The 18,270-nt window shown below is 63.1% G+C and carries 20 protein-coding genes and 1 pseudogene; 13 read left to right on the top strand and 8 right to left on the bottom strand.

The annotated features are described in order from the left end of the window. From CAF92_RS27530 to CAF92_RS25905, 3 genes and pseudogenes are all read left to right on the top strand, one after another. Positions 1-464 (top strand): annotated as a pseudogene (locus CAF92_RS27530) (hypothetical protein); the annotation flags it as partial. 89 nt (positions 465-553) lie between these two features. Continuing rightward, positions 554-1,441, top strand: coding sequence for a threonine/homoserine exporter RhtA (rhtA, locus tag CAF92_RS25910; RefSeq protein WP_085602318.1), 888 nt, complete (start codon positions 554-556; stop codon positions 1,439-1,441). A gap of 189 nt (positions 1,442-1,630) precedes the next feature. Next, positions 1,631-1,912 (top strand): hypothetical protein, encoded by a 282-nt coding sequence (locus CAF92_RS25905; RefSeq protein WP_025338390.1) that lies wholly within the window; start codon positions 1,631-1,633, stop codon positions 1,910-1,912. Positions 1,913-1,950: 38 nt separating this feature from the next. Here CAF92_RS25905 and CAF92_RS25900 read toward each other — a convergent pair whose 3' ends face one another. After that, entirely contained in the window at positions 1,951-3,759 is a 1,809-nt protein-coding gene (locus CAF92_RS25900; RefSeq protein WP_085602317.1) for an aminopeptidase P family protein, read from the bottom strand. Between the two features lie 220 nt (positions 3,760-3,979). Here CAF92_RS25900 and CAF92_RS25895 point away from each other — a divergent pair, with 220 nt between their 5' ends. Then, complete coding sequence (locus tag CAF92_RS25895) at positions 3,980-5,098, top strand: DUF3182 family protein (RefSeq protein WP_085602316.1); 1,119 nt, start codon at positions 3,980-3,982, stop codon at positions 5,096-5,098. Next, a complete protein-coding gene (locus CAF92_RS25890) occupies positions 5,082-5,852 on the top strand; it encodes a S9 family peptidase (RefSeq protein WP_085602315.1) in 771 nt (256 codons plus the stop codon). The genes CAF92_RS25895 and CAF92_RS25890 overlap by 17 nt, the downstream gene beginning before the upstream one ends. On the opposite strand, the gene CAF92_RS25885 is transcribed toward CAF92_RS25890, so the two are convergent. Together CAF92_RS25885 and CAF92_RS25880 are read right to left on the bottom strand one after the other, a co-directional pair. Next, entirely contained in the window at positions 5,831-6,211 is a 381-nt protein-coding gene (locus CAF92_RS25885; RefSeq protein WP_085602314.1) for an antibiotic biosynthesis monooxygenase, read from the bottom strand. The genes CAF92_RS25890 and CAF92_RS25885 overlap by 22 nt on opposite strands. A gap of 106 nt (positions 6,212-6,317) precedes the next feature. After that, complete coding sequence (locus CAF92_RS25880; RefSeq protein ID WP_085602313.1) at positions 6,318-7,301, bottom strand: GlxA family transcriptional regulator; 984 nt, start codon at positions 7,299-7,301, stop codon at positions 6,318-6,320. 82 nt (positions 7,302-7,383) lie between these two features. On the opposite strand from CAF92_RS25880, the gene CAF92_RS25875 reads away from it, so the two are divergent. Continuing rightward, the gene (locus CAF92_RS25875) at positions 7,384-7,932 is read left to right on the top strand and encodes a cysteine hydrolase family protein (protein WP_085602312.1); all 549 of its coding nucleotides are present in this window, start codon (positions 7,384-7,386) and stop codon (positions 7,930-7,932) included. 142 nt (positions 7,933-8,074) lie between these two features. On the opposite strand, the gene CAF92_RS25870 is transcribed toward CAF92_RS25875, so the two are convergent. Further along, complete coding sequence (locus CAF92_RS25870) at positions 8,075-8,638, bottom strand: helix-turn-helix domain-containing protein (protein WP_046617142.1); 564 nt, start codon at positions 8,636-8,638, stop codon at positions 8,075-8,077. An 83-nt stretch (positions 8,639-8,721) separates the two neighbouring features. On the opposite strand from CAF92_RS25870, the gene CAF92_RS25865 reads away from it, so the two are divergent. The 7 genes from CAF92_RS25865 (at position 8,722) to CAF92_RS25835 (ending at position 15,880) form a co-directional block, all read left to right on the top strand. Beyond that, positions 8,722-9,672 carry a DMT family transporter gene (locus tag CAF92_RS25865; protein ID WP_085602311.1) on the top strand — a complete coding sequence of 317 codons (951 nt, stop codon included), beginning with the start codon at positions 8,722-8,724 and terminating at the stop codon, positions 9,670-9,672. Between the two features lie 150 nt (positions 9,673-9,822). Next, a complete protein-coding gene (locus CAF92_RS25860; protein ID WP_046617144.1) occupies positions 9,823-12,738 on the top strand; it encodes a monovalent cation/H+ antiporter subunit A in 2,916 nt (971 codons plus the stop codon). Next, on the top strand, positions 12,738-13,082 hold the full coding sequence (locus tag CAF92_RS25855) for a Na+/H+ antiporter subunit C (RefSeq protein ID WP_013971840.1): 345 nt from the start codon (positions 12,738-12,740) through the stop codon (positions 13,080-13,082). The genes CAF92_RS25860 and CAF92_RS25855 overlap by 1 nt, the downstream gene beginning before the upstream one ends. Beyond that, complete coding sequence (locus tag CAF92_RS25850) at positions 13,079-14,758, top strand: monovalent cation/H+ antiporter subunit D (protein ID WP_046617145.1); 1,680 nt, start codon at positions 13,079-13,081, stop codon at positions 14,756-14,758. Before CAF92_RS25855 ends, CAF92_RS25850 begins: the two co-directional genes overlap by 4 nt. Beyond that, positions 14,755-15,243 carry a Na+/H+ antiporter subunit E gene (locus tag CAF92_RS25845; protein ID WP_085602310.1) on the top strand — a complete coding sequence of 163 codons (489 nt, stop codon included), beginning with the start codon at positions 14,755-14,757 and terminating at the stop codon, positions 15,241-15,243. Before CAF92_RS25850 ends, CAF92_RS25845 begins: the two co-directional genes overlap by 4 nt. Then, on the top strand, positions 15,240-15,518 hold the full coding sequence (locus CAF92_RS25840) for a K+/H+ antiporter subunit F (RefSeq protein ID WP_003259015.1): 279 nt from the start codon (positions 15,240-15,242) through the stop codon (positions 15,516-15,518). Before CAF92_RS25845 ends, CAF92_RS25840 begins: the two co-directional genes overlap by 4 nt. After that, positions 15,515-15,880: a Na+/H+ antiporter subunit G gene (locus CAF92_RS25835; protein WP_046617147.1), complete on the top strand. Its 366-nt coding sequence runs from the start codon at positions 15,515-15,517 to the stop codon at positions 15,878-15,880. The genes CAF92_RS25840 and CAF92_RS25835 overlap by 4 nt, the downstream gene beginning before the upstream one ends. Positions 15,881-15,892: 12 nt before the next feature. Here CAF92_RS25835 and CAF92_RS25830 read toward each other — a convergent pair whose 3' ends face one another. The 4 genes from CAF92_RS25830 to CAF92_RS25815 form a co-directional block, all read right to left on the bottom strand. After that, positions 15,893-16,105: a hypothetical protein gene (locus CAF92_RS25830; protein ID WP_046617148.1), complete on the bottom strand. Its 213-nt coding sequence runs from the start codon at positions 16,103-16,105 to the stop codon at positions 15,893-15,895. Beyond that, entirely contained in the window at positions 16,102-16,572 is a 471-nt protein-coding gene (locus CAF92_RS25825; protein ID WP_003259020.1) for a hypothetical protein, read from the bottom strand. Before CAF92_RS25825 ends, CAF92_RS25830 begins: the two co-directional genes overlap by 4 nt. Before the next feature lie 407 nt (positions 16,573-16,979). Further along, positions 16,980-17,174, bottom strand: a complete 195-nt coding sequence (locus tag CAF92_RS25820; RefSeq protein WP_085602309.1) for a hypothetical protein — start codon at positions 17,172-17,174, stop codon at positions 16,980-16,982. Between the two features lie 178 nt (positions 17,175-17,352). Next, complete coding sequence (locus CAF92_RS25815) at positions 17,353-17,757, bottom strand: TraR/DksA C4-type zinc finger protein (protein ID WP_003259022.1); 405 nt, start codon at positions 17,755-17,757, stop codon at positions 17,353-17,355. Positions 17,758-18,270: the final 513 nt, after the last annotated feature.

Genomic DNA, 18,270 nt, shown 5'->3' with positions numbered 1-18,270 from the left:
CAATACTGCTTGGGTTTTTAAGAAACCCTAAACTTGGCTCAGCAATCTCAAATGACTATGTGATTTCTCGCATGGCCACTTGTGATGCTGATAATCTTTGTGACTATCAGTCCGTACTCACAAGCACCCACACGAATTGCTTGATTCGATTTGTTAAAGAGCGTTTGGCTAAGAGCGTTTCATCTCAACCGAGGCGCGGATTCTACGCTTTCCTCATTTGCTGTCAAGCGTTTATTTTGAAGTTTTTTGCGAGAAACTCGTTTAGCTTCAAACACTTGACTCAACAGGGTGGCTGGCTTTTGCTTCGCTACCGCGTTGGAGTGGTGCGCATTATAGGGCGGCTTTCCAGGAGGTCAACCTTTAATTTCAATAATTTAGAATCTTTCCGGAAAGGACCGCATCAGGGCCGTCATGTGCTCCGCGCGAACCTAGCAACGCGCTCAATCGCACAGGCACCGAAATAAAAAGCAACGCCAGGCACCTTGCCCCCTTTCCTCATAATTGCGCACTATATTGCTCACCCGAAACCCCGCTCAAGGATCGCCGCGCAGAAATGAACACCCAGCCCCGCAGTCTGGCCGTAACCCTCTTCCCGATCGGCCTGCTGCTCATCGCCATGGCATCGATACAGTCCGGCGCCTCCCTGGCCAAAAGCATGTTTCCCCTCATCGGCGCCCAAGGTACCACCACCCTGCGCCTGATCTTCGCCAGCATCATCATGCTGCTGATCCTGCGACCGTGGCGTGTGCGCATGACCCGCAACACCTTGCGCAACGTCATCATCTACGGCATGGCGCTGGGCGGCATGAACTTCCTCTTCTACATGGCCCTGCAAACGGTACCGATCGGCATCGCCGTGGCACTGGAGTTCACCGGCCCGCTGGCCGTTGCGATCTTCTCCTCGCGCCGGCCGATCGACTTCCTCTGGATTGCCCTGGCTATCGTCGGCCTGCTGCTGTTGCTGCCGGCCGGCCATGGCGGGCAGGCCCTCGACCCGGTCGGCGCAGCCTATGCCCTGGGCGCAGGCGTGTGCTGGGCACTGTACATCCTGTTCGGGCAGCGGGCCGGGGCCGAGCATGGTATCCAGAGTGCCGCACTGGGCGTTGTGGTCGCCGCGCTGTTCGTTGCCCCCATCGGTATCGCCCACGCTGGCAGCGCATTGCTCACGCCCGCTCTGATCCCCATGGCGCTAGGCGTCGCGGTATTGTCCACCGCCCTGCCCTACAGCCTGGAAATGGTTGCCCTCACGCGTATCCCTGCACGCACCTTCGGCACCCTCATGAGCATCGAACCAGCATTCGGCGCCCTCTCCGGCCTGCTGTTCCTGGGCGAAGTACTGACGATTACCCAATGGCTGGCTATTCTGGCGATCATTACCGCGTCGGTCGGCACCACCCTGTCCATGCGCAAGGAACCCAGCCCGGCTGTCGCAGCAGACTGACATGAGAAATATTTTCATTTGAGACAGGATTAATGATTGTAGCGACCCGTCTCGCTGATTAAGCTGTCATAGAATCATCATCTTTACGCTATCTACTGGACCGAACACGGACGCTGGGGAAATTTCAGGAAGAACCAAAGCGATAACGACAGGGCCTTACAGCTATCAGCCCTGCATTTAAGGACAGGAATGAAACGTATTTTGCTCATCCTGGCCATCTTGGCTATTGCTGGATGCGCCGCCACGGCCAAGACTGAGGTCAAAAGGGGCAAGAAGGGCCTGCATATCAATTGCTCCGGCCTGTCTTCCTCGTGGGACAACTGCTATAGCAAGGCCGCGAGCTCGTGCAGCACGCGCGGCTACCGGGTCATTGCACGCTCGGGCGATAGCGATGAAGAGCCTGGTGACTACTTGTTCGGCATAAACCCGGCGGGTTATACCAGCCGCAGCATGATCGTCATCTGCAAGTAGACAAAAGGGCAGCTCGCAAGCTGCCCTTTCCATTTGCCTCACAACGGCGCGGTACGCGCCTCCAGCCACGCCAGCGCATCACCCTTGAGCAAGGGTGCCAAGCGCTCGCGTACCTTGGCGTGATAGCCGTTCAACCAGTCCCGCTCCTCATTGGCCAGCAGCTTGGGTACCAGACAGCGGGTATCGATCGGGCACAGCGTCAGGGTCTCGAAGCTCAGGAATTCACCGAAGGCGCTCTTGCCGGCCTCGCGGTTTACCACCAGGTTCTCGATACGCACACCCCATTGCCCTGGGCGGTACGTACCCGGCTCGATCGAGCTGATCATGCCCACCTGCATCGCGGTCTGCGGCGTCGGCGCCGCCTGGTAGGCAATTACCTGCGGCCCCTCGTGCACATTCATGAAGTAACCCACTCCATGCCCGGTGCCGTGGCCGTAATCCACCTGGCCTGCCCAGATCGGTGCCCGGGCAATGGCGTCGAGCAATGGCGACAGCACGCCTCGCGGGAAGGTAGCGCGCGACAGGGCGATCATGCCCTTGAGCACGCGCGTGCAATCCTCCTTCTGCGCAAGGCTTGGGGTACCCACCGGTACCATGCGGGTTATGTCGGTAGTACCGCCAAGGTACTGCCCGCCCGAATCGATCAGCAGCAGACCATCGCCCTCGATCACCGCATGCGACTGCTCGGTGGCACGGTAATGCGGCATCGCGCCATTGCCATTGAAGGCGGCAATGGTCGAGAAGCTCAACGACACGAAACCTGGGCGGCGCGCACGCGCTGCACTCAATTGCTCGTCGACGGTAAGCTCGGTAATCACTTCCCGTCCGAGGCTGGCCTCGAACCAGGCGAAGAACTCGCACAAGGCCGCGCCGTCCTGCTCCATCACACGTCGGATGTGTTCAAGGTCGTCTTCACTTTTGCACGCTTTGCTCAATGTTGTTGGGTTGAGCCCCTCGACCAGTTCGACCCCGGCGGGCAGCTTATCCAGCAGGCCGCAGGTTACCCGGGCCGGATCGACCAGCAATCGACTGCCGGCCGGCATGGCGGCAAGGGCCTCGCCTGCTTTGGCGTAATCGCGCACCTCGATACCGTCGGCCGCCAGTACCTGCCTCAGGTGCTCATCAACCTTGTCCGGGCCTACGAACAGGATGGCCTGCTGCTGGCTGATCAAGGCAAAGGCGACGAACACCGGGTTGTAGGACACATCGCTACCGCGCAGGTTGAACAGCCAGGCGATGTCATCCAGGGTAGCGATGAAATGCCAGTCGGCGCCCTTGGCCTGTGCGCTCTGGCGCAACTGCGCCAGTTTTTCCGCCCGGCTCACCGTGGCGTGCGGTGGCAAATGCTGGTAGACCGGGTTGCCTGGCAGCTCCGGGCGCTCTGCCCAGACCTGCTTCAGCAGGTCCTTGTCAGTCACCAGTCGCGCGCCGCGCGCCTTCAGCCGGTCGCCCAGCTGGCGCGCCGAAGCCAGGGCCATGACCGCACCATCTACCGCCACGCTGCCATTGGTCTCGACATGGTCGCCCAGCCATTCCAGCGCGCCAGACTTACCCGGCAACAGCTTCATCAGCTCAATGCCACTGCCCGCCAGCTCGTGTTCCGCCTGTTCCCAGTAGCGGCTGTCCACCCACAGCCCGGCGAAGTCAGCCGTGACCACCAGCGTGCCGACCGAGCCGTGGAAACCCGACAGCCACTGGCGCCCTTGCCAGTAACCGGGCAGGTATTCGGAAAGATGGGGGTCGGCCGAAGGTACCAGCAAGGCATCGATGCCCTCTGATGCCATGGCCTGGCGAACCTGCGCCAGGCGCTGCGGCACGCTTTGCCCAAAGGTGGTCTGAACGTTCATGCGCTCTCCTGCGGCTACATCACGGTTTATCCAGTGTGCCGATAATGGAACAGCAGCCGAAGCCCTGCAATCTTGGCGACCGACACACGGCATGCATTGCCCGCCATGCCGTGCGCATATCGGACATCTCCTACAGATCGGCCAGGACCATCGATCAAGTTCCGCTGAACTTCCTCAAAGCACTGGCTTCACACTCAGTACATTCATTGCACACAGGCAAATGACCATGCCCAATGCCTGCGCCCCAAGACGCGGCGTGGTGCTGCTCGACACTCGCGCACACACCCCCGACCACGAGCATGCCGTACACCTGAAGCTTGCCGATGGCCTGGCCCGCCTGCTGGGCTGCCCGCACGTGCAACCCGACCGACCACCAAGCGCCACCGATGGCTACTACTACCTGCCCACCGAAACCTTGGTCGATCCCAAGCGTCATGCCGCCTTGGGCATCTGCAGCGAGCAGGACCTGTTCGGCGGCCTGGTCGCACACCCCTACATGGCGACCAAGGCAATTTCCCACCCGCTGCCGGCCGGAGCCAGTTTCCCGCCAGGGTGGACCGATGCCTTCGCCCGGCAAGCCAGCGACGCCCTGCTGCGCGGCTACACCGTGTTCAGCAAGGCCGATGCGCGCACCGCCGCACAGCTGTTACTGACGGACGGCCCGTTGCGAATCAAGCCGGTACTGGCCTGCGCAGGCCGTGGGCAACAGGTCATCACCACCGCGGATGCGCTGGAACCGCTGCTGGCCGACATGGATGACCAGGACCTTGCGCTATGGGGCTTGGTGCTTGAGGAAGACCTGAGCGAAGTGCAAACCTTCAGCGTCGGCCAGGTACGCGTCGCCGGCCTGACCTGCAGTTATCACGGTACCCAGCAACTGACCCACGACCACCAGGGCACGGAAGTGTATGGCGGCTCCGACCTGGTAGTGGTGCGCGGTGACTACCAGGCACTGCTGCAACTGCCGCTGGACGAACCGCTGCGCCTGGCCATCAACCAGGCGATAGCCTACGAACAGGCCGCCGAGCAGCACTTCCCCGGCTTCATCGCCTCACGACGCAACTACGACATCGCCCGCGGCATGAACCCACAGGGCCACCTGCGCAGCGGCGTACTCGAACAATCCTGGCGCCTGGGCGGTGCCAGCAGTGCCGAGCTGCTGGCGTTGCAGGCGTTCGCCGACGACCCGGCATTGCAACGGGTGCGTGCCTCCACCCATGAAGTGTTCGGCACCCCCGAACTGCCCACTGACGCCACCCTCTTCTACCAAGGAAACGACAGTGAACTCGGACAACTCAGCAAATTTGCGCGGATTCGCGAACATGACCATTCAGAGTGAAACCGTTGAACTGCAGGTCGAGGACGACAGCATCGTCGGCACCCTGGTCAGCCCCGGCAGCAAGATGCCGGGCATCCTCTTCGTCCACGGCTGGGGCGGCAGCCAGCAACGCGACCTGGCACGCGCCCGGCAAATCACCGGGCTGGGCTGCGTGTGCATGACCTTTGACCTGCGCGGCCACGAAAAAACCGAAAGCCAGCGGCTGACGGTCACCCGCGAACAGAACCTGACCGACCTGCTGGTTGCCTATGACCGCCTGGTAAGCCACCCAGCCGTCGACACCAGTGCCATCGCCATCATCGGCAGCAGCTATGGCGGCTACCTGGCCACCCTGCTGACCCGCGAACGGCCGGTCAAATGGCTGGCGTTGCGGGTGCCCGCCATGTACTGGGACGACGAATGGAACCTGCCCAAGCAAACCCTCGACCGGCAACGGCTGAACGCCTACCGCCAGCGGCCGCTCGGCCCGTCGGACAACCGCGCACTGGCAGCCTGCGCCGAATTCGAGGGCGATGTACTGCTGGTGGAGTCCGAGCAGGACGACTACGTACCGCACAGCACACTGATGAGCTACCGCTCGGCATTCGTCAGTGCCCATTCACTCACCCACCGCATGGTCGACGGTGCCGACCATGCATTGTCCAGCGAAGAGAGCCAGAAAGCCTACAGTTCGATCCTGGCGGCATGGGTCAGCGAAATGGTCATCGGCGCCCGCCTGGATCGCTACCCGCACTATGCGCCCTGGTATGCCTGAGGCTCACCCACCTGGCAATGCAGGCCGCCATCGGCGCCGCGCACCAGGCTGCGCAGGGTCTGGTAGGCAGCAAAGTTGACGCCTCTGGCCTGGTACCGACCAAGCAGTTCGAGGAATGGCTCCTCGACGAAATGCACGGCCGCTGACGACCACGCTTGTCGAGACTGCCATTGCAGGTACTGAAGCACCCGGCTGCCGTCGTCGCTGGCCTGAATACTGACACCCTGCAGCCCTTCACAACGCGCAGCCAGCTCTTCGCTGCGTGCCACCAGCGCTTGGGCCAGCGCCTGCTGGAACTTGCCAGGCACTTCATATTCGATCATCTGGGTAAACCACAGGGCTCGGGATGTTGCCGTCATGAACGGTCTCCTGGCGACGGACGCGTACAGCGCGATGCCGAGCAGGGTAAAACCTCAAGTAAAGTCAAGGTCAAGCGGTTTTCCGCACCGGGAACGCTCCCGCGCCCTAACCCGATACCGCGAAGCGCCGCCGGTAATCACTCGGGGTCAGGCCGGTGATGCGCTGAAACACCTTGCGAAACGCACTTGGGTCCTGATAACCGACGCCCCAGGCGATCTGCTCGACATTGCGCCGGGTGAACTCCAGCAAGCGGCACGCCCGCCCTACCCTCACCTGCTGGCAGTATTCGGTCGGCCGTAGCCCCGTGGCAGCACGAAAACGCCGCAGAAAGGTGCGTTCCTCCAGCCCCGCGCACGCAGCCATGCCGGCAAGGTCCGCGTCCTGCCCACCGTTGCCCTGCAACCAGTGCTGCACTTTCAGCACCGCGTCATCACCATGGTCCAGGCGTGGATTGAACACTGCACCAGGCAGCGGCGCCGTGACCGGATCGACCGCAAGGTAGCGGGCAGTTTCCCGCGCCACCGTCGCGCCCATGAAACGCTCCAGCAAGCGCAAGCCCAGGTCGGTCCAGGCCATCAGCCCAGCCGAGGTGACGATGTCGCCATCGTCCAGCAATGGTTGCTGGGCCTCGACCCGCACCTTGGGAAAACGCTGGGCAAGAGAATGCACGTAGTTCCAGTGGGTGCAGGCCGGGCGCCCGTCGAGCAGGCCACTGGCGGCGATGAAGAACACCCCGATGCACACCGATGCCAGCACCGTGCCATGCCTGTGCAACTGGCATAACGACGCGCGATGGCGCTCAAGCAGGTCACCCTGCGGTGCCGACTCCAGGCTCGGGGGAATGATCAGCACCCGCAGGTTGGACTCGACAGCAGGCACGCTCTCAGGGGCAGGCTGCAACTGCCCCGCTTCGTCCGCCTGCCAGTAGCTGATCCGCACTGATGGCAACTTGACGGCCCCCAGTTCGGACGCCACCCGGTTGGCCACCAGGAACAGGTCGGCCAGCCCATGCACGGCAGCACGCTGCGCGCCGGGGTACAGCAGCAGGCCGATGTCCAGGCTGGCGGGGTTGTCAGTTTTTGCCTGCATAGTGTCGTTCGCGCCAATCCTCAGGTCAGTGCACACAGCCTATAACTAACGTCATCCAACGACTACTGCCACAGGAGGCAGCATGAGCAACCAGGCGCTGATCATCATCGACATCCAGAACGACTATTTCCCGGGCGGCAAATGGACCCTCGAGGGCGCCGACCAGGCGGCCGACAACGCTGCCCGCCTGCTCGCAGCGGCGCGTCAACGGGGCGACCTGGTGGTACATGTGCGCCATGAGTTCGAGAGCGCCGACGCGCCGTTCTTCGCGCCAGGCTCGCAGGGCGCGGCGATCCATGCCAAGGTCGAGCCTCGGGCCGACGAGCCGGTGGTGCTCAAGCACAAGGTCAACGCCTTCCTCGGCACCGACCTGAAGCACACGCTGGACCGCCATGGCGTCGAGGCCCTGACCATCGTCGGCAGCATGAGCCACATGTGCATCGACGCCGCCACCCGGGCCGCGGCCGACCTGGGTTACGAGGTGACCGTGGCGCACGACGCCTGTGCCACGTTGCCGCTGGAGTTCGATGGCAAGCAGGTGCCAGCAGCGCAGGTGCATGATTCGGCGATGGCGGCGTTGGCGTTTGCCTATGCCAAGGTGGTCAGGACCGATGAGTTGATAGGAGACTGACCGCGAGCCTTGGGTTGCCCATACGAGCCTCATCGCCGGCAAGCCAGCTCCCACAGGTCCACCTTCAGGCTCAGAGCCAGTGGGAGAACCTGTGGAAGCTGGCTGCCGGCGATGAGGCACTGAAGGCAGCAACACCTCTCGATCAAATCACCACATTGCGCACAAACCGCACCGCCACCGCCCCATCGTTGCGATAGGCATACCGGCAGTTGCTGGGAAACACATGGAACTGCCCGACCTGCAGGCGATGCTCGACCCCTTCGATAATCAGCGTCAGTTGCCCTTGCGCCACATAGATCTGCTCGCTCCAGCCCTCGGCATCAGCCTCGCTGGAATAGCACTCGCCCGGCGCCAGGGTCCATTCCCACAGCTCCACCTCGCGCCGCGCCACACTGCTACCCAGCAGCACCGCCCGGCTCTGCGGGTGTTCGCCGGCCCAGGCCAACTCTTCGATGCGCCCGGGGTCACGCTGGTCAGGTGCCTGGATCAGGGTACTGAAAGCCACGCCCAAGGCTTCGGCAATCAGGTCAAGAGTAGTCAGGCTGACATTCTTTTCGCCCGCCTCGATCGCCACCAGCATGCGCCGGCTGACCCCGGAGCGCTCCGCCAGCATCGTCTGGCTCATGCCCGCGGCGTTGCGCAGGCTGCGTACATTGAGGCTGACATGTTGCAGCACCGATGCCCGGTGCGAGGAATCTTTGTGCACTATATTGCTCACTGGTCGGTATTGCGCAGTATACTGCCCACTTTGCGGCGATTGTGCGCCGCCCTCTCCGAGTGCGCAAGACCATGAACCAGCCCAGCAACAAGCCAACCCCTGCCATAACCTTTCGCCTGAGCAAGGCCGAACTGGTGCTGGTGTTCATCACCATGCTGTGGGGCGGCACCTTCCTGCTGGTGCACAACGTGATGACCGTCAGCGGCCCGATGTTCTTCGTCGGCCTGCGCTTCGCTGCAGCCGCGCTGTTCGTCGGAGTGGTCTCGGCGCGGGCGCTGCCTGGGCTGACCTTCACCGAACTGAAGGCCGGCATGCTGATCGGGATGTCGATCATGCTCGGCTACGGCCTGCAGACCATGGGCCTGCAAACCATCAGCAGCAGCCAGTCGGCGTTCATCACCGCGCTGTACGTACCATTCGTGCCGCTGCTGCAATGGCTGGTGCTGGGCCGGCGCCCCGGCCTGATGCCCAGCATCGGTATCGGCCTGGCGTTCATCGGCCTGATGCTGCTGGCCGGCCCGGAGGGGGGCAGCCTGCACTTCAGCGAAGGCGAGCTGGTAACCCTGGTCAGCGCCGTGGCCATTGCCGGCGAAATCATCCTGATCAGCCGCTACGCCGGCCAGGTCGATGTGCGCCGGGTCACCGTGGTGCAACTGGCGACCGCCTCGCTGCTGGCGTTCCTGATGATCGTGCCGACCCAGGAGCGCATCCCCGACTTTTCCTGGCTGCTGCTGGCCAGTGCCGTGGGCCTGGGTGCCATGAGCGCGGTGATCCAGGTGGCAATGAACTGGGCGCAGAAGTCGGTCTCGCCCACCCGCGCCACCCTCATCTATGCCGGCGAACCGGTATGGGCCGGGATCGTCGGGCGCATCGCCGGTGAGCGCCTGCCGGGCGTGGCACTGCTCGGTGGCCTGCTGATCGTGATCGCGGTGGTGGTAAGCGAACTCAAGGTGCGCCGCCCGCGCGAGGTGGCCGAAGCACGGGAAGCGCAGGATGAAGGCGAGCGCCAGGCTGGCCTGTAAAGCCGCCAACTACGACTATGCTTTGTAAGAATCTGTTATAAAAAAACAGCTTGTCACAGCCTGTTTGTAGGATTCTGCGACAGCTTGCGTGTTGGTGATCAACCCCTCGGCACGTATGATTCTTTGCAAACTTCTCCAGAATAGAACGCTATGTCATTGATAGTGCTATTGCTTCTGCCGTTCGTGGGCAGTTGCCTGGCAGCCGTGCTGCCGCACAACGCACGTAACGCGGAGTCCATTCTCGCCGGGCTCGTGGCCCTGGTCGGCACTGTCCAGGTAGCACTGCTGTACCCTCAGGTTGCCCACGGCGGCGTGATTCGCGAAGAATTCCTCTGGCTACCCAGCCTGGGGTTGAACCTGGTGCTGCGCATGGACGGCTTCGCCTGGCTGTTCTCGCTGCTGGTGCTGGGCATCGGTACGCTGGTGTCGCTGTATGCCCGCTATTACATGTCGCCACAAGACCCGGTACCGCGCTTCTTCGCCTTCTTCCTCGCCTTCATGGGCGCCATGCTCGGCCTGGTGATCTCCGGCAACCTGATCCAGCTGGTGTTCTTCTGGGAACTCACCAGCCTGTTCTCGTTCCTGCTGATCGGCTACTGGCACCACCGTGCCGACGCCCGCCGCGGCGCCTACATGGCGCTGATGGTCACGGGCGCGGGCGGCTTGTGCCTGCTGGTGGGTGCCCTGCTGCTCGGCCATGTGGTCGGCAGCTACGACCTGGACAAGGTCCTGGCTGCCGGCAACACCATCCGCCAGCATGCGCTGTACCCGGTGCTGCTGCCACTGATCCTCATTGGCGCCCTGAGCAAGAGCGCACAATTCCCCTTCCAGTTCTGGCTGCCCCATGCCATGGCAGCGCCCACTCCGGTATCGGCCTATCTGCACTCGGCGACCATGGTCAAGGCCGGGGTGTTCCTGCTCGCGCGCCTGTGGCCGGTGCTGTCGGGCAGCGAGGAGTGGTTCTGGATAGTCGGCGGTGCCGGCGCTCTCACCCTCCTGCTCGGCGCCTTCGCCGCCATGTTCCAGAACGACCTCAAGGGCCTGCTGGCGTACTCGACCATCAGCCACCTGGGCCTGATTACCCTGCTGCTGGGCCTGAACAGCCCGCTGGCCGCCGTCGCGGCGGTGTTCCACATTCTCAACCACGCCACCTTCAAGGCCTCGTTGTTCATGGCCGCCGGCATCATCGACCACGAAAGCGGTACCCGTGACATCCGCCGCCTCAGCGGGCTGATACGCCTGGTGCCATACACCGCCACCCTGGCCATGGTGGCCAGCGCGTCGATGGCCGGCGTGCCGCTGATGAACGGTTTCCTGTCCAAGGAAATGTTCTTCGCCGAAACGGTGTTCATCAGCTCCACTGCCTGGGTCGAGGCCACGCTGCCGGTCATCGCCACCCTGGCCGGCACCTTCAGCGTGGCCTATGCCCTGCGTTTCACCGTCGATGTGTTCTTCGGCCCCACTGCGCAGGACCTCCCGCACACCCCGCACGAACCGCCACGCTGGATGCGTGCGCCGGTCGAACTGCTGGTGCTTACCTGCCTGGTGGTGGGCATCTTCCCTGCCCAGTCGGTAGGCCCGCTGCTGGCCGCCGCCGCCCTGCCGGTGGTGGGCGGCACCCTGCCGGAATACAGCCTGGCCATCTGGCATGGCTGGAACGCGCCGCTGATCATGAGCCTGGTGGCCATGAGCGGCGGTATCGTGCTGTACCTGTTACTGCGCAAGCAACTGCGCCTGGGCCGCTTCCCCTACCCGCCGGTGATGGAGCGTTTCAACGGCAAGCGCCTGTTCGAACACGGCCAGGTGCAACTGATGCTGCTGGCGCGGCGCATCGAGCGCCTGCTCACCAGCCGCCGCCTGCAGTCGCAGCTGTTCATGCTGGTGCTCGCCGCCTTCCTCGCCGGCCTCACCCCCATGCTCTACAGCGGCCTGAGCTGGGGCGACCGGCCGAAGATTCCCGGCTCGGGCGTATTCGTCGCGCTGTGGCTGATCGCCATTGCCTGCGCCATCGGCGCCGCCTACCAGGCCAAGTATCACCGTTTGGCGGCGTTGATCATGGTCAGCGTCTGCGGCCTGATGACCTGCATCACCTTCGTCTGGTTCTCCGCGCCTGACCTAGCCCTGACCCAGTTGGTAGTGGAAGTGGTCACCACCGTGCTGATCCTGCTCGGCCTGCGCTGGCTGCCGCGGCGGATCGAAGGCGTATCGCCGCTGCCGGGCAGCCTGGAGCGTGCGCGCATGCGTCGCCTGCGCGACCTGCTGCTGGCGGTGCTGGTAGGCGGCGGCATGGCCCTGCTGTCCTATGCAATGCTCACCCGGCCCACGCCGAACGACATTTCCTCGTTCTACCTGAGCCGGGCACTGCCCCAGGGCGGTGGCACCAACGTGGTCAATGTCATGCTGGTCGACTTCCGTGGTTTCGATACCCTCGGTGAAATCACCGTGCTGGTGGCCGTTGCGCTGACCGTGTTCGCCCTGCTGCGGCGCTTCCGCCCGCCGAAGGAAAGCATGCAACTGCCGGCGCAGCAGCGTCAGCTGGCACCCGACGTGGTCACCGACCTGATCAACCCGCGGCATGCCACTGACACCGCCCTGGGCTTCATGATGGTGCCCGCGGTGCTGGTGCGCCTGCTGCTGCCGATCGCCCTGCTGGTGTCGATGTACCTGTTCATGCGTGGCCACAACCAGCCCGGTGGCGGCTTCGTTGCGGGCCTGGTGATGTCGGTGGCGTTCATCCTGCAGTACATGGTGGCCGGCACCCAGTGGGTCGAGGCGCAGATGAGCCTGCGCCCGCTGCGCTGGATGGGTACCGGGCTGCTGTGCGCAACCCTGACCGGCGCGGGCGCCATGCTGCTGGGCTACCCGTTCCTCACCACCCATACCGCCCACCTGCACCTACCGTTGCTCGGCGATGTGCATGTGGCCAGCGCGCTGTTCTTCGATGTCGGCGTGTTCACCGTGGTGGTCGGCTCGACCCTGCTGATCCTCACTGCCCTGGCGCACCAGTCGGTGCGCGCCTACCGCCCGGGCAACCCGGCGAAAACCAGCCAAGCAGGAGCCGCCTGATGGAAGAAGTGATTGCAGTTGCCATCGGCGTGCTGGCCGCCTCGGGGGTGTGGCTGATCCTGCGCCCGCGGACCTACCAGGTAATCATGGGCCTGTGCCTGTTGTCGTACGGGGTCAACCTGTTCATCTTCAGCATGGGCAGCCTGTTCATCGGCAAGGAACCAATCATCAAGGACGGCGTGCCCCAGGACCTGCTGCACTACACCGACCCACTGCCGCAAGCCCTGGTGCTCACCGCCATCGTCATCAGCTTCGCCATGACCGCGCTGTTCCTGGTGGTGTTGCTGGCCTCGCGCGGTCTGACCGGTACCGACCACGTGGATGGCCGGGAGCGTGACGAATGAGTGGCATGAGCCAATTGATCATCGCGCCTATCCTGCTGCCCCTGGTGACGGCGGCAGTGATGTTGCTGCTGGGCGAGAAACACCGGCAGACAAAAGCCCGGCTGAACCTGCTGTCGACCTTCGCCGGCCTGGCCATCGCGGTCAGCCTGCTACTGTGGGTGCGCACCCAGGGCCAGGCGGAATCGATCGGTGTCTACCTGCCAGGCAACTGGCCGGCGCCGTTCGGCATCGTGCTGGTGGTCGACCACCTGTCGGCCCTGCTGCTGACCCTCACCGGTATCATCGGCTTCAGTGCCCTGCTGTTTGCCCGCGCCCGCTGGGACGGTGCCGGGGCCAGTTTCCACGCACTGTTCCAGATCCAGCTGATGGGCCTGTACGGCGCTTTCCTCACCGCCGACCTGTTCAACCTGTTCGTGTTCTTCGAGGTGCTGCTGGCCGCTTCCTATGGCCTGCTGCTGCATGGTTCGGGCCGCGCCCGGGTGCGTGCCGGCCTGCACTACATTGCCATCAACCTGTTCGCCTCGTCGCTGTTCCTGATCGGCGCAGCGATGCTCTATGGCGTGACCGGCACCCTGAACATGGCCGACCTGGCCTTGAAGATTCCGCTGGTGCCGGAGGCCGACCGTGGCCTGCTACACGCCGGCGCGGCGATTCTGGCCATGGCCTTCCTGGTCAAGGCCGGTATCTGGCCACTGAACTTCTGGCTGGTGCCGGCCTATGCCTCGGCCAGTGCGCCGGTGGCTGCGCTGTTCGCCATCATGACCAAGGTCGGCCTGTATGCCGTGCTGCGCCTGTGGACACTGCTGTTCTCCGGGCAGGCCGGGGCCTCTGCGCACTTCGGTGGTGAATGGCTGGTATATGGTGGCCTGGTCACCCTGGCGGTGGCAGCGGTGTCAATCCTGGCCGCACAGCGCCTGGAGCGCATGGCCGCACTCAGCATCCTGGTTTCGGCCGGCACTCTGCTCGGTGCCGTCGGTTTCGCTCAATCGGCGCTGACAGGTGCCGCCTTGTTCTACCTGGTCAACTCGACCCTGGCGCTGTGCGCTCTGTTCCTGCTCGCCGAACTGGTCGAACGTTCACGTTCGGCCAACGAGGCGCCACTTGAGGACGAAGAAGGCACCATGCCGCCACCGTTGGAATCACTGCACCCGCCCAAGGGCATCAACCTCGATGACGAGCAGAAGGTGGTGATCGGCCAGATCATCCCGTGGACCATGGCCTTCCTCGGCATGAGCTTCATCGCCTGCGCCCTGCTGATCATCGGCATGCCGCCACTGTCGGGCTTTGTCGGCAAGCTCAACCTGATCAGCGCACTGTTCAACCCGCAGGGGCTGGGCGTACCTGCCGAGCAGCCGCTGGGCACGGCGGGGTGGGGCCTGGTGGCGTTGCTGATCCTGTCTGGCATGGCTTCGCTGATCGCCTTCGGCCGCGTCGGCATCCAGCGCTTCTGGAAGCCTGAGGAACGCCCTTCGCCGGTGCTGCGCCGCTACGAATGCCTCCCCATTGTCATCCTGTTGGGCCTGTGCATCATCCTCAGCTTCAAGGCCGAGCCGCTTTTGCGCTACACCCAGGACACCGCCGCCAGCCTGCAGGCACCCGAAGCCTATATCGAAGCCGTGATGGCCGCCCGGCCGATTCCTGGCCCCACCTCGCTCGACGTACAGGTGCAGCCATGAATCGACTGTTCCCCGCACCGCTGTTATCGGTTTCGCTATTTGGCCTGTGGCTGCTGCTGAACCTTTCGGTCAGCCCCGGCAACCTCTTGCTGGCAGCCGCGCTCGGCGTGCTGGCGCCGCTGCTGATGGCACCGCTGCGCCCGCAGCATGCCCATGTACGGCGGCCGCTGGCCATCGCCCGGCTGGTTGCCCGGGTCGGCATCGATGTGATCATGTCCAACCTGCTGGTTGCTCGTGGCGTGCTGCGCGCCGGCAAGCAGCCACCCCGCTCGGCGTTCGTGCACATTCCACTGGCCCTGCGCGACCCGCATGGCCTGGCGGCGTTGTCGATGATTACCACGGTGGTGCCCGGCACGGTCTGGTCCGAGCTGGCGCTGGACCGCAGCGTGTTGCTGCTGCATGTGTTCGACCTGGACAATGAGGCGGCCTTCATCCAGCACTTCAAGGACACCTACGAACGCCCGCTGATGGAGATTTTCCAATGACAGGCCTGCTCGCCAATGCTGTCCTCGCCAGCCTGTTCATCTTCGCCCTGGCCATGGCCCTGGCACTTATCCGACTGTTCCGCGGCCCGTCCGCCCAGGACCGGGTGCTGGCGCTGGACTACCTGTACATCCTGGCCATGCTGACCATGCTGGTACTGGGAATCCGTTATGCCAGTGACACCTACTTCGAAGGTGCCCTGCTGATTGCGCTGTTCGGTTTCGTTGGCTCGTTTGCCCTGGCCAAGTTCCTGCTGCGCGGTGAGGTGATCGAATGACTGAAACCCTGCAACTCCCCTTCTGGCTGGAGCTGGTCGTTGCCGCGCTGCTGCTGACCGGCAGCCTGTTTGCCCTGATCGGTGCCGTGGGCCTGTTGCGGCTGAAGGACTACTTCCAGCGCATGCACCCGCCGGCATTGGCCTCGACGATTGGTGCCTGGTGCGTGGCACTGGCTTCGATCATCTATTTTTCCTGGCTCAAGGAAGCCCCGGTGCTGCACGCCTGGTTGATTCCGATCCTGCTGTCGATCACCGTACCGGTGACCACGCTGTTGCTGGCCCGGGCAGCGCTGTTCCGCAAGCGCATGGCGAAAGAGCCGGTACCTGAAGAAGTCAGCAGCGGCCGCGATCGCGGTAACTGAAAAGTCGCCGCCTCACCCTTGGGCCAGGCGCTGCAACTCGCGCCGGACCATGGCGGCATAAGGCGGCGGGCCAAGGCGATACAATTCGCCTGCCACCCAGTTCAACCAGGCGCCTTGCAGCTCTTCGCGCCTGGCCAGCAAACGCTCGGCCTCGGCCACGGCATCCGCGTGATGCTGCCGATGAAACTCGGCACGTGTTGCGGGCGTATCGTCACTGAGGGTCATTCACTGGCCTTGAAGGTGGTCAGCTCACCTTTGCGCCATTTGGCAACCTTGCCGGTCACCGCCTTGAGCAATTTGCCCAGGCCTTCCTGCACTTGCTGCTGCGCGGCGAATACCAGCATCACACCGTGGCCTTCACGGAACACGATGCCCTCGCCTTCGGGCACCGACACGAAGGCATAGTCGCCCACGCCATATACGTTCAGCTTGATTTCACGAAAGCGCATTTCCAGCTTGCCGCCTTCCCGGCTGGGCAGAACGGCGGCGCGAAAATGGTCGCCAACCTTCAGTTCCAATCGCTGCTTGTCATCGACGACCAATGCGCTTTCGGTGTCGATTTCGGCCATGTACAGGCCTTCGGGACTCTGTTCGGTGACATAGACGAAGCGGCCCTGAAACAGCTGGGCCAATTTACCGCGCAAGTCGCCCAAGGCGAACAACGCATGGGTATCAAGAGTGCTGACTGCCAATGAAGTAATCCTCAACCGGTTACAACCCGCCCTCACCCAAGCTCGGTGAGACACGGTCATTTCTTATCGATAGGCGAAAAGAGTAATAAAGCGATATGCGAAATGTCTGTGCACGCTGGCGATGCAGTGTGCAGGAATCTTTACTCTGGCTTGCCAGATCTGGCCTCAAATACAGGCTTTCGGCATATTCCCGATTCGGGAAGCTTAATGTCTGACAGCAAAACCGCCAGAAAAGATGCGGCAGGCAATGCCAGAGCGCGTGAGAGCGGGCCCTGCAATCCATCAGCGCATTACTGGAGGAAGAATATGCACGAAAACACCGAAATTCGTCGAGAGGCAAAGTACATTTCTTACAGAAGAACGCCCTGAACAACACCCTGTTTGCTCACCGGTAGCATTCACGGCGCTCAGGCTGCCAGGCCCTTCTTCAACTGCTGCTGCCAGGCGGCCTGGCACTCCAGTGCTTCCTCTCGCGTGGCGAATGGGGTACCACGGCGTTCGCCATTGACCAGCACCACCCAGCAGATGGGTTTACCCAGCGCCCGCAGTGTGGCGGGCACACCCGAACCAATCATCACGGCTACATCGACCCGGCTATTCATCATTCCCTCCGGAATTTAATTAGCACCCTAACGATAAAGCCATGATACGCCTGCGTACGGCGCGGAAACAGCGCATCCCGGTACATCAGTGTTACGTACGGGGCAACAAAACCGCCGCTGGAACGAAACGCAAAAAGCCCCAGGGATCGCTCCGTGGGGCTTGGCACACCGCGCGGGGTTACACCTGGCGCTGGTGGCGGTCGAGCTGCTCGTGGCGCTCCTGGGCTTCGATGCAGTACTTGGTGGTCGGGCTGATCAGCAGACGCTTCAGGCCGATCGGCTCACCGCTGTCATCGCACCAGCCAAAGCTTTCGTCGGCAATGCGGTCCAGGGCCATTTCCAGCTGCGGCAGCAGGCGCTGGTCACGGTCGATGGCATTCACCAGCCAGCTACGCTCTTCCTCGACCGAAGCCACGTCGGCAGGATCCGACGGGGTGTCCAGGCCTTCGATGGTGGCTCGGCTCAGCTCGATGCGTTCATGGGTTTCGACTTTCATCGCCTGCAGCAGGCCAGCGAAGAAAGCCAGCTGGTCAGCGTTCATGTAGTCATCGGCCGACATGGCCAGCAACTGTTCCTTGGTCATCGATTTCTCTATGAAAATATGTGCATTTGGGCGATTCGGGTGCCGCCGACGCCTTGGCATCGGCAGCGGAATTCTTCAAGCGCCAACCGGCACTCTTTTACAGGGGGCGGCAGTCTAAGGCGCCGCGTCGCGTGGAGCAACTGCAATTGGGTGCGAATTTGCTTCCAGTGCCCACATTCCGCCAGTCGGCGCCCTCTGCTCTGGCTCTGGCTCTGGCTCTGGCTCTTGATCTTGATCTTGATCTTGATCTTCGCGACTTCAGGAGGCCGAGCAGAGGTCTTGCGGAGGGAGGTGACGGGCATGGATGCCCGTCAAGCGCTGAGGCCCCATGGATGGGGCCTGCAGCGCGTACTCCCGGGAGCAAGACCGGCGCGAGGGGACCCCGGAGCGTAGCGGAGGGGCCGGATGATGGGAGCGCAGCGTTTTTTGGTTACTTTTTGCCGCGTTTGGCAAAAAGTGACTCGCCGTAAGGGCGAAAAGGTGAGTATGCGTCGCCATCGTAAATGGACTATG

The organism is Pseudomonas sp. B10(2017) (genome assembly GCF_002113295.1).
GTDB lineage: Bacteria > Pseudomonadota > Gammaproteobacteria > Pseudomonadales > Pseudomonadaceae > Aquipseudomonas > Aquipseudomonas pudica.
This window is presented reverse-complemented; position numbering and strand designations above follow the sequence as displayed.

What these genes read in the sequence shown, in the direction of transcription:
- CAF92_RS25820 (WP_085602309.1), bottom strand. Translation starts at nt 17,174, where the DNA reads ATGAATAGCCGGGTCGATGTAGCCGTGATGATTGGTTCGGGTGTGCCC.
- rhtA (WP_085602318.1), top strand. Translation starts at nt 554, where the DNA reads ATGAACACCCAGCCCCGCAGTCTGGCCGTAACCCTCTTCCCGATCGGC.
- CAF92_RS25905 (WP_025338390.1), top strand. Translation starts at nt 1,631, where the DNA reads ATGAAACGTATTTTGCTCATCCTGGCCATCTTGGCTATTGCTGGATGC.
- CAF92_RS25880 (WP_085602313.1), bottom strand. Translation starts at nt 7,301, where the DNA reads ATGCAGGCAAAAACTGACAACCCCGCCAGCCTGGACATCGGCCTGCTG.
- CAF92_RS25900 (WP_085602317.1), bottom strand. Translation starts at nt 3,759, where the DNA reads ATGAACGTTCAGACCACCTTTGGGCAAAGCGTGCCGCAGCGCCTGGCG.
- CAF92_RS25890 (WP_085602315.1), top strand. Translation starts at nt 5,082, where the DNA reads ATGACCATTCAGAGTGAAACCGTTGAACTGCAGGTCGAGGACGACAGC.
- CAF92_RS25830 (WP_046617148.1), bottom strand. Translation starts at nt 16,105, where the DNA reads ATGACCCTCAGTGACGATACGCCCGCAACACGTGCCGAGTTTCATCGG.
- CAF92_RS25895 (WP_085602316.1), top strand. Translation starts at nt 3,980, where the DNA reads ATGACCATGCCCAATGCCTGCGCCCCAAGACGCGGCGTGGTGCTGCTC.
- CAF92_RS25865 (WP_085602311.1), top strand. Translation starts at nt 8,722, where the DNA reads ATGAACCAGCCCAGCAACAAGCCAACCCCTGCCATAACCTTTCGCCTG.
- CAF92_RS25815 (WP_003259022.1), bottom strand. Translation starts at nt 17,757, where the DNA reads ATGACCAAGGAACAGTTGCTGGCCATGTCGGCCGATGACTACATGAAC.
- CAF92_RS25875 (WP_085602312.1), top strand. Translation starts at nt 7,384, where the DNA reads ATGAGCAACCAGGCGCTGATCATCATCGACATCCAGAACGACTATTTC.
- CAF92_RS25855 (WP_013971840.1), top strand. Translation starts at nt 12,738, where the DNA reads ATGGAAGAAGTGATTGCAGTTGCCATCGGCGTGCTGGCCGCCTCGGGG.
- CAF92_RS25885 (WP_085602314.1), bottom strand. Translation starts at nt 6,211, where the DNA reads ATGACGGCAACATCCCGAGCCCTGTGGTTTACCCAGATGATCGAATAT.
- CAF92_RS25850 (WP_046617145.1), top strand. Translation starts at nt 13,079, where the DNA reads ATGAGTGGCATGAGCCAATTGATCATCGCGCCTATCCTGCTGCCCCTG.
- CAF92_RS25835 (WP_046617147.1), top strand. Translation starts at nt 15,515, where the DNA reads ATGACTGAAACCCTGCAACTCCCCTTCTGGCTGGAGCTGGTCGTTGCC.
- CAF92_RS25860 (WP_046617144.1), top strand. Translation starts at nt 9,823, where the DNA reads ATGTCATTGATAGTGCTATTGCTTCTGCCGTTCGTGGGCAGTTGCCTG.
- CAF92_RS25845 (WP_085602310.1), top strand. Translation starts at nt 14,755, where the DNA reads ATGAATCGACTGTTCCCCGCACCGCTGTTATCGGTTTCGCTATTTGGC.
- CAF92_RS25840 (WP_003259015.1), top strand. Translation starts at nt 15,240, where the DNA reads ATGACAGGCCTGCTCGCCAATGCTGTCCTCGCCAGCCTGTTCATCTTC.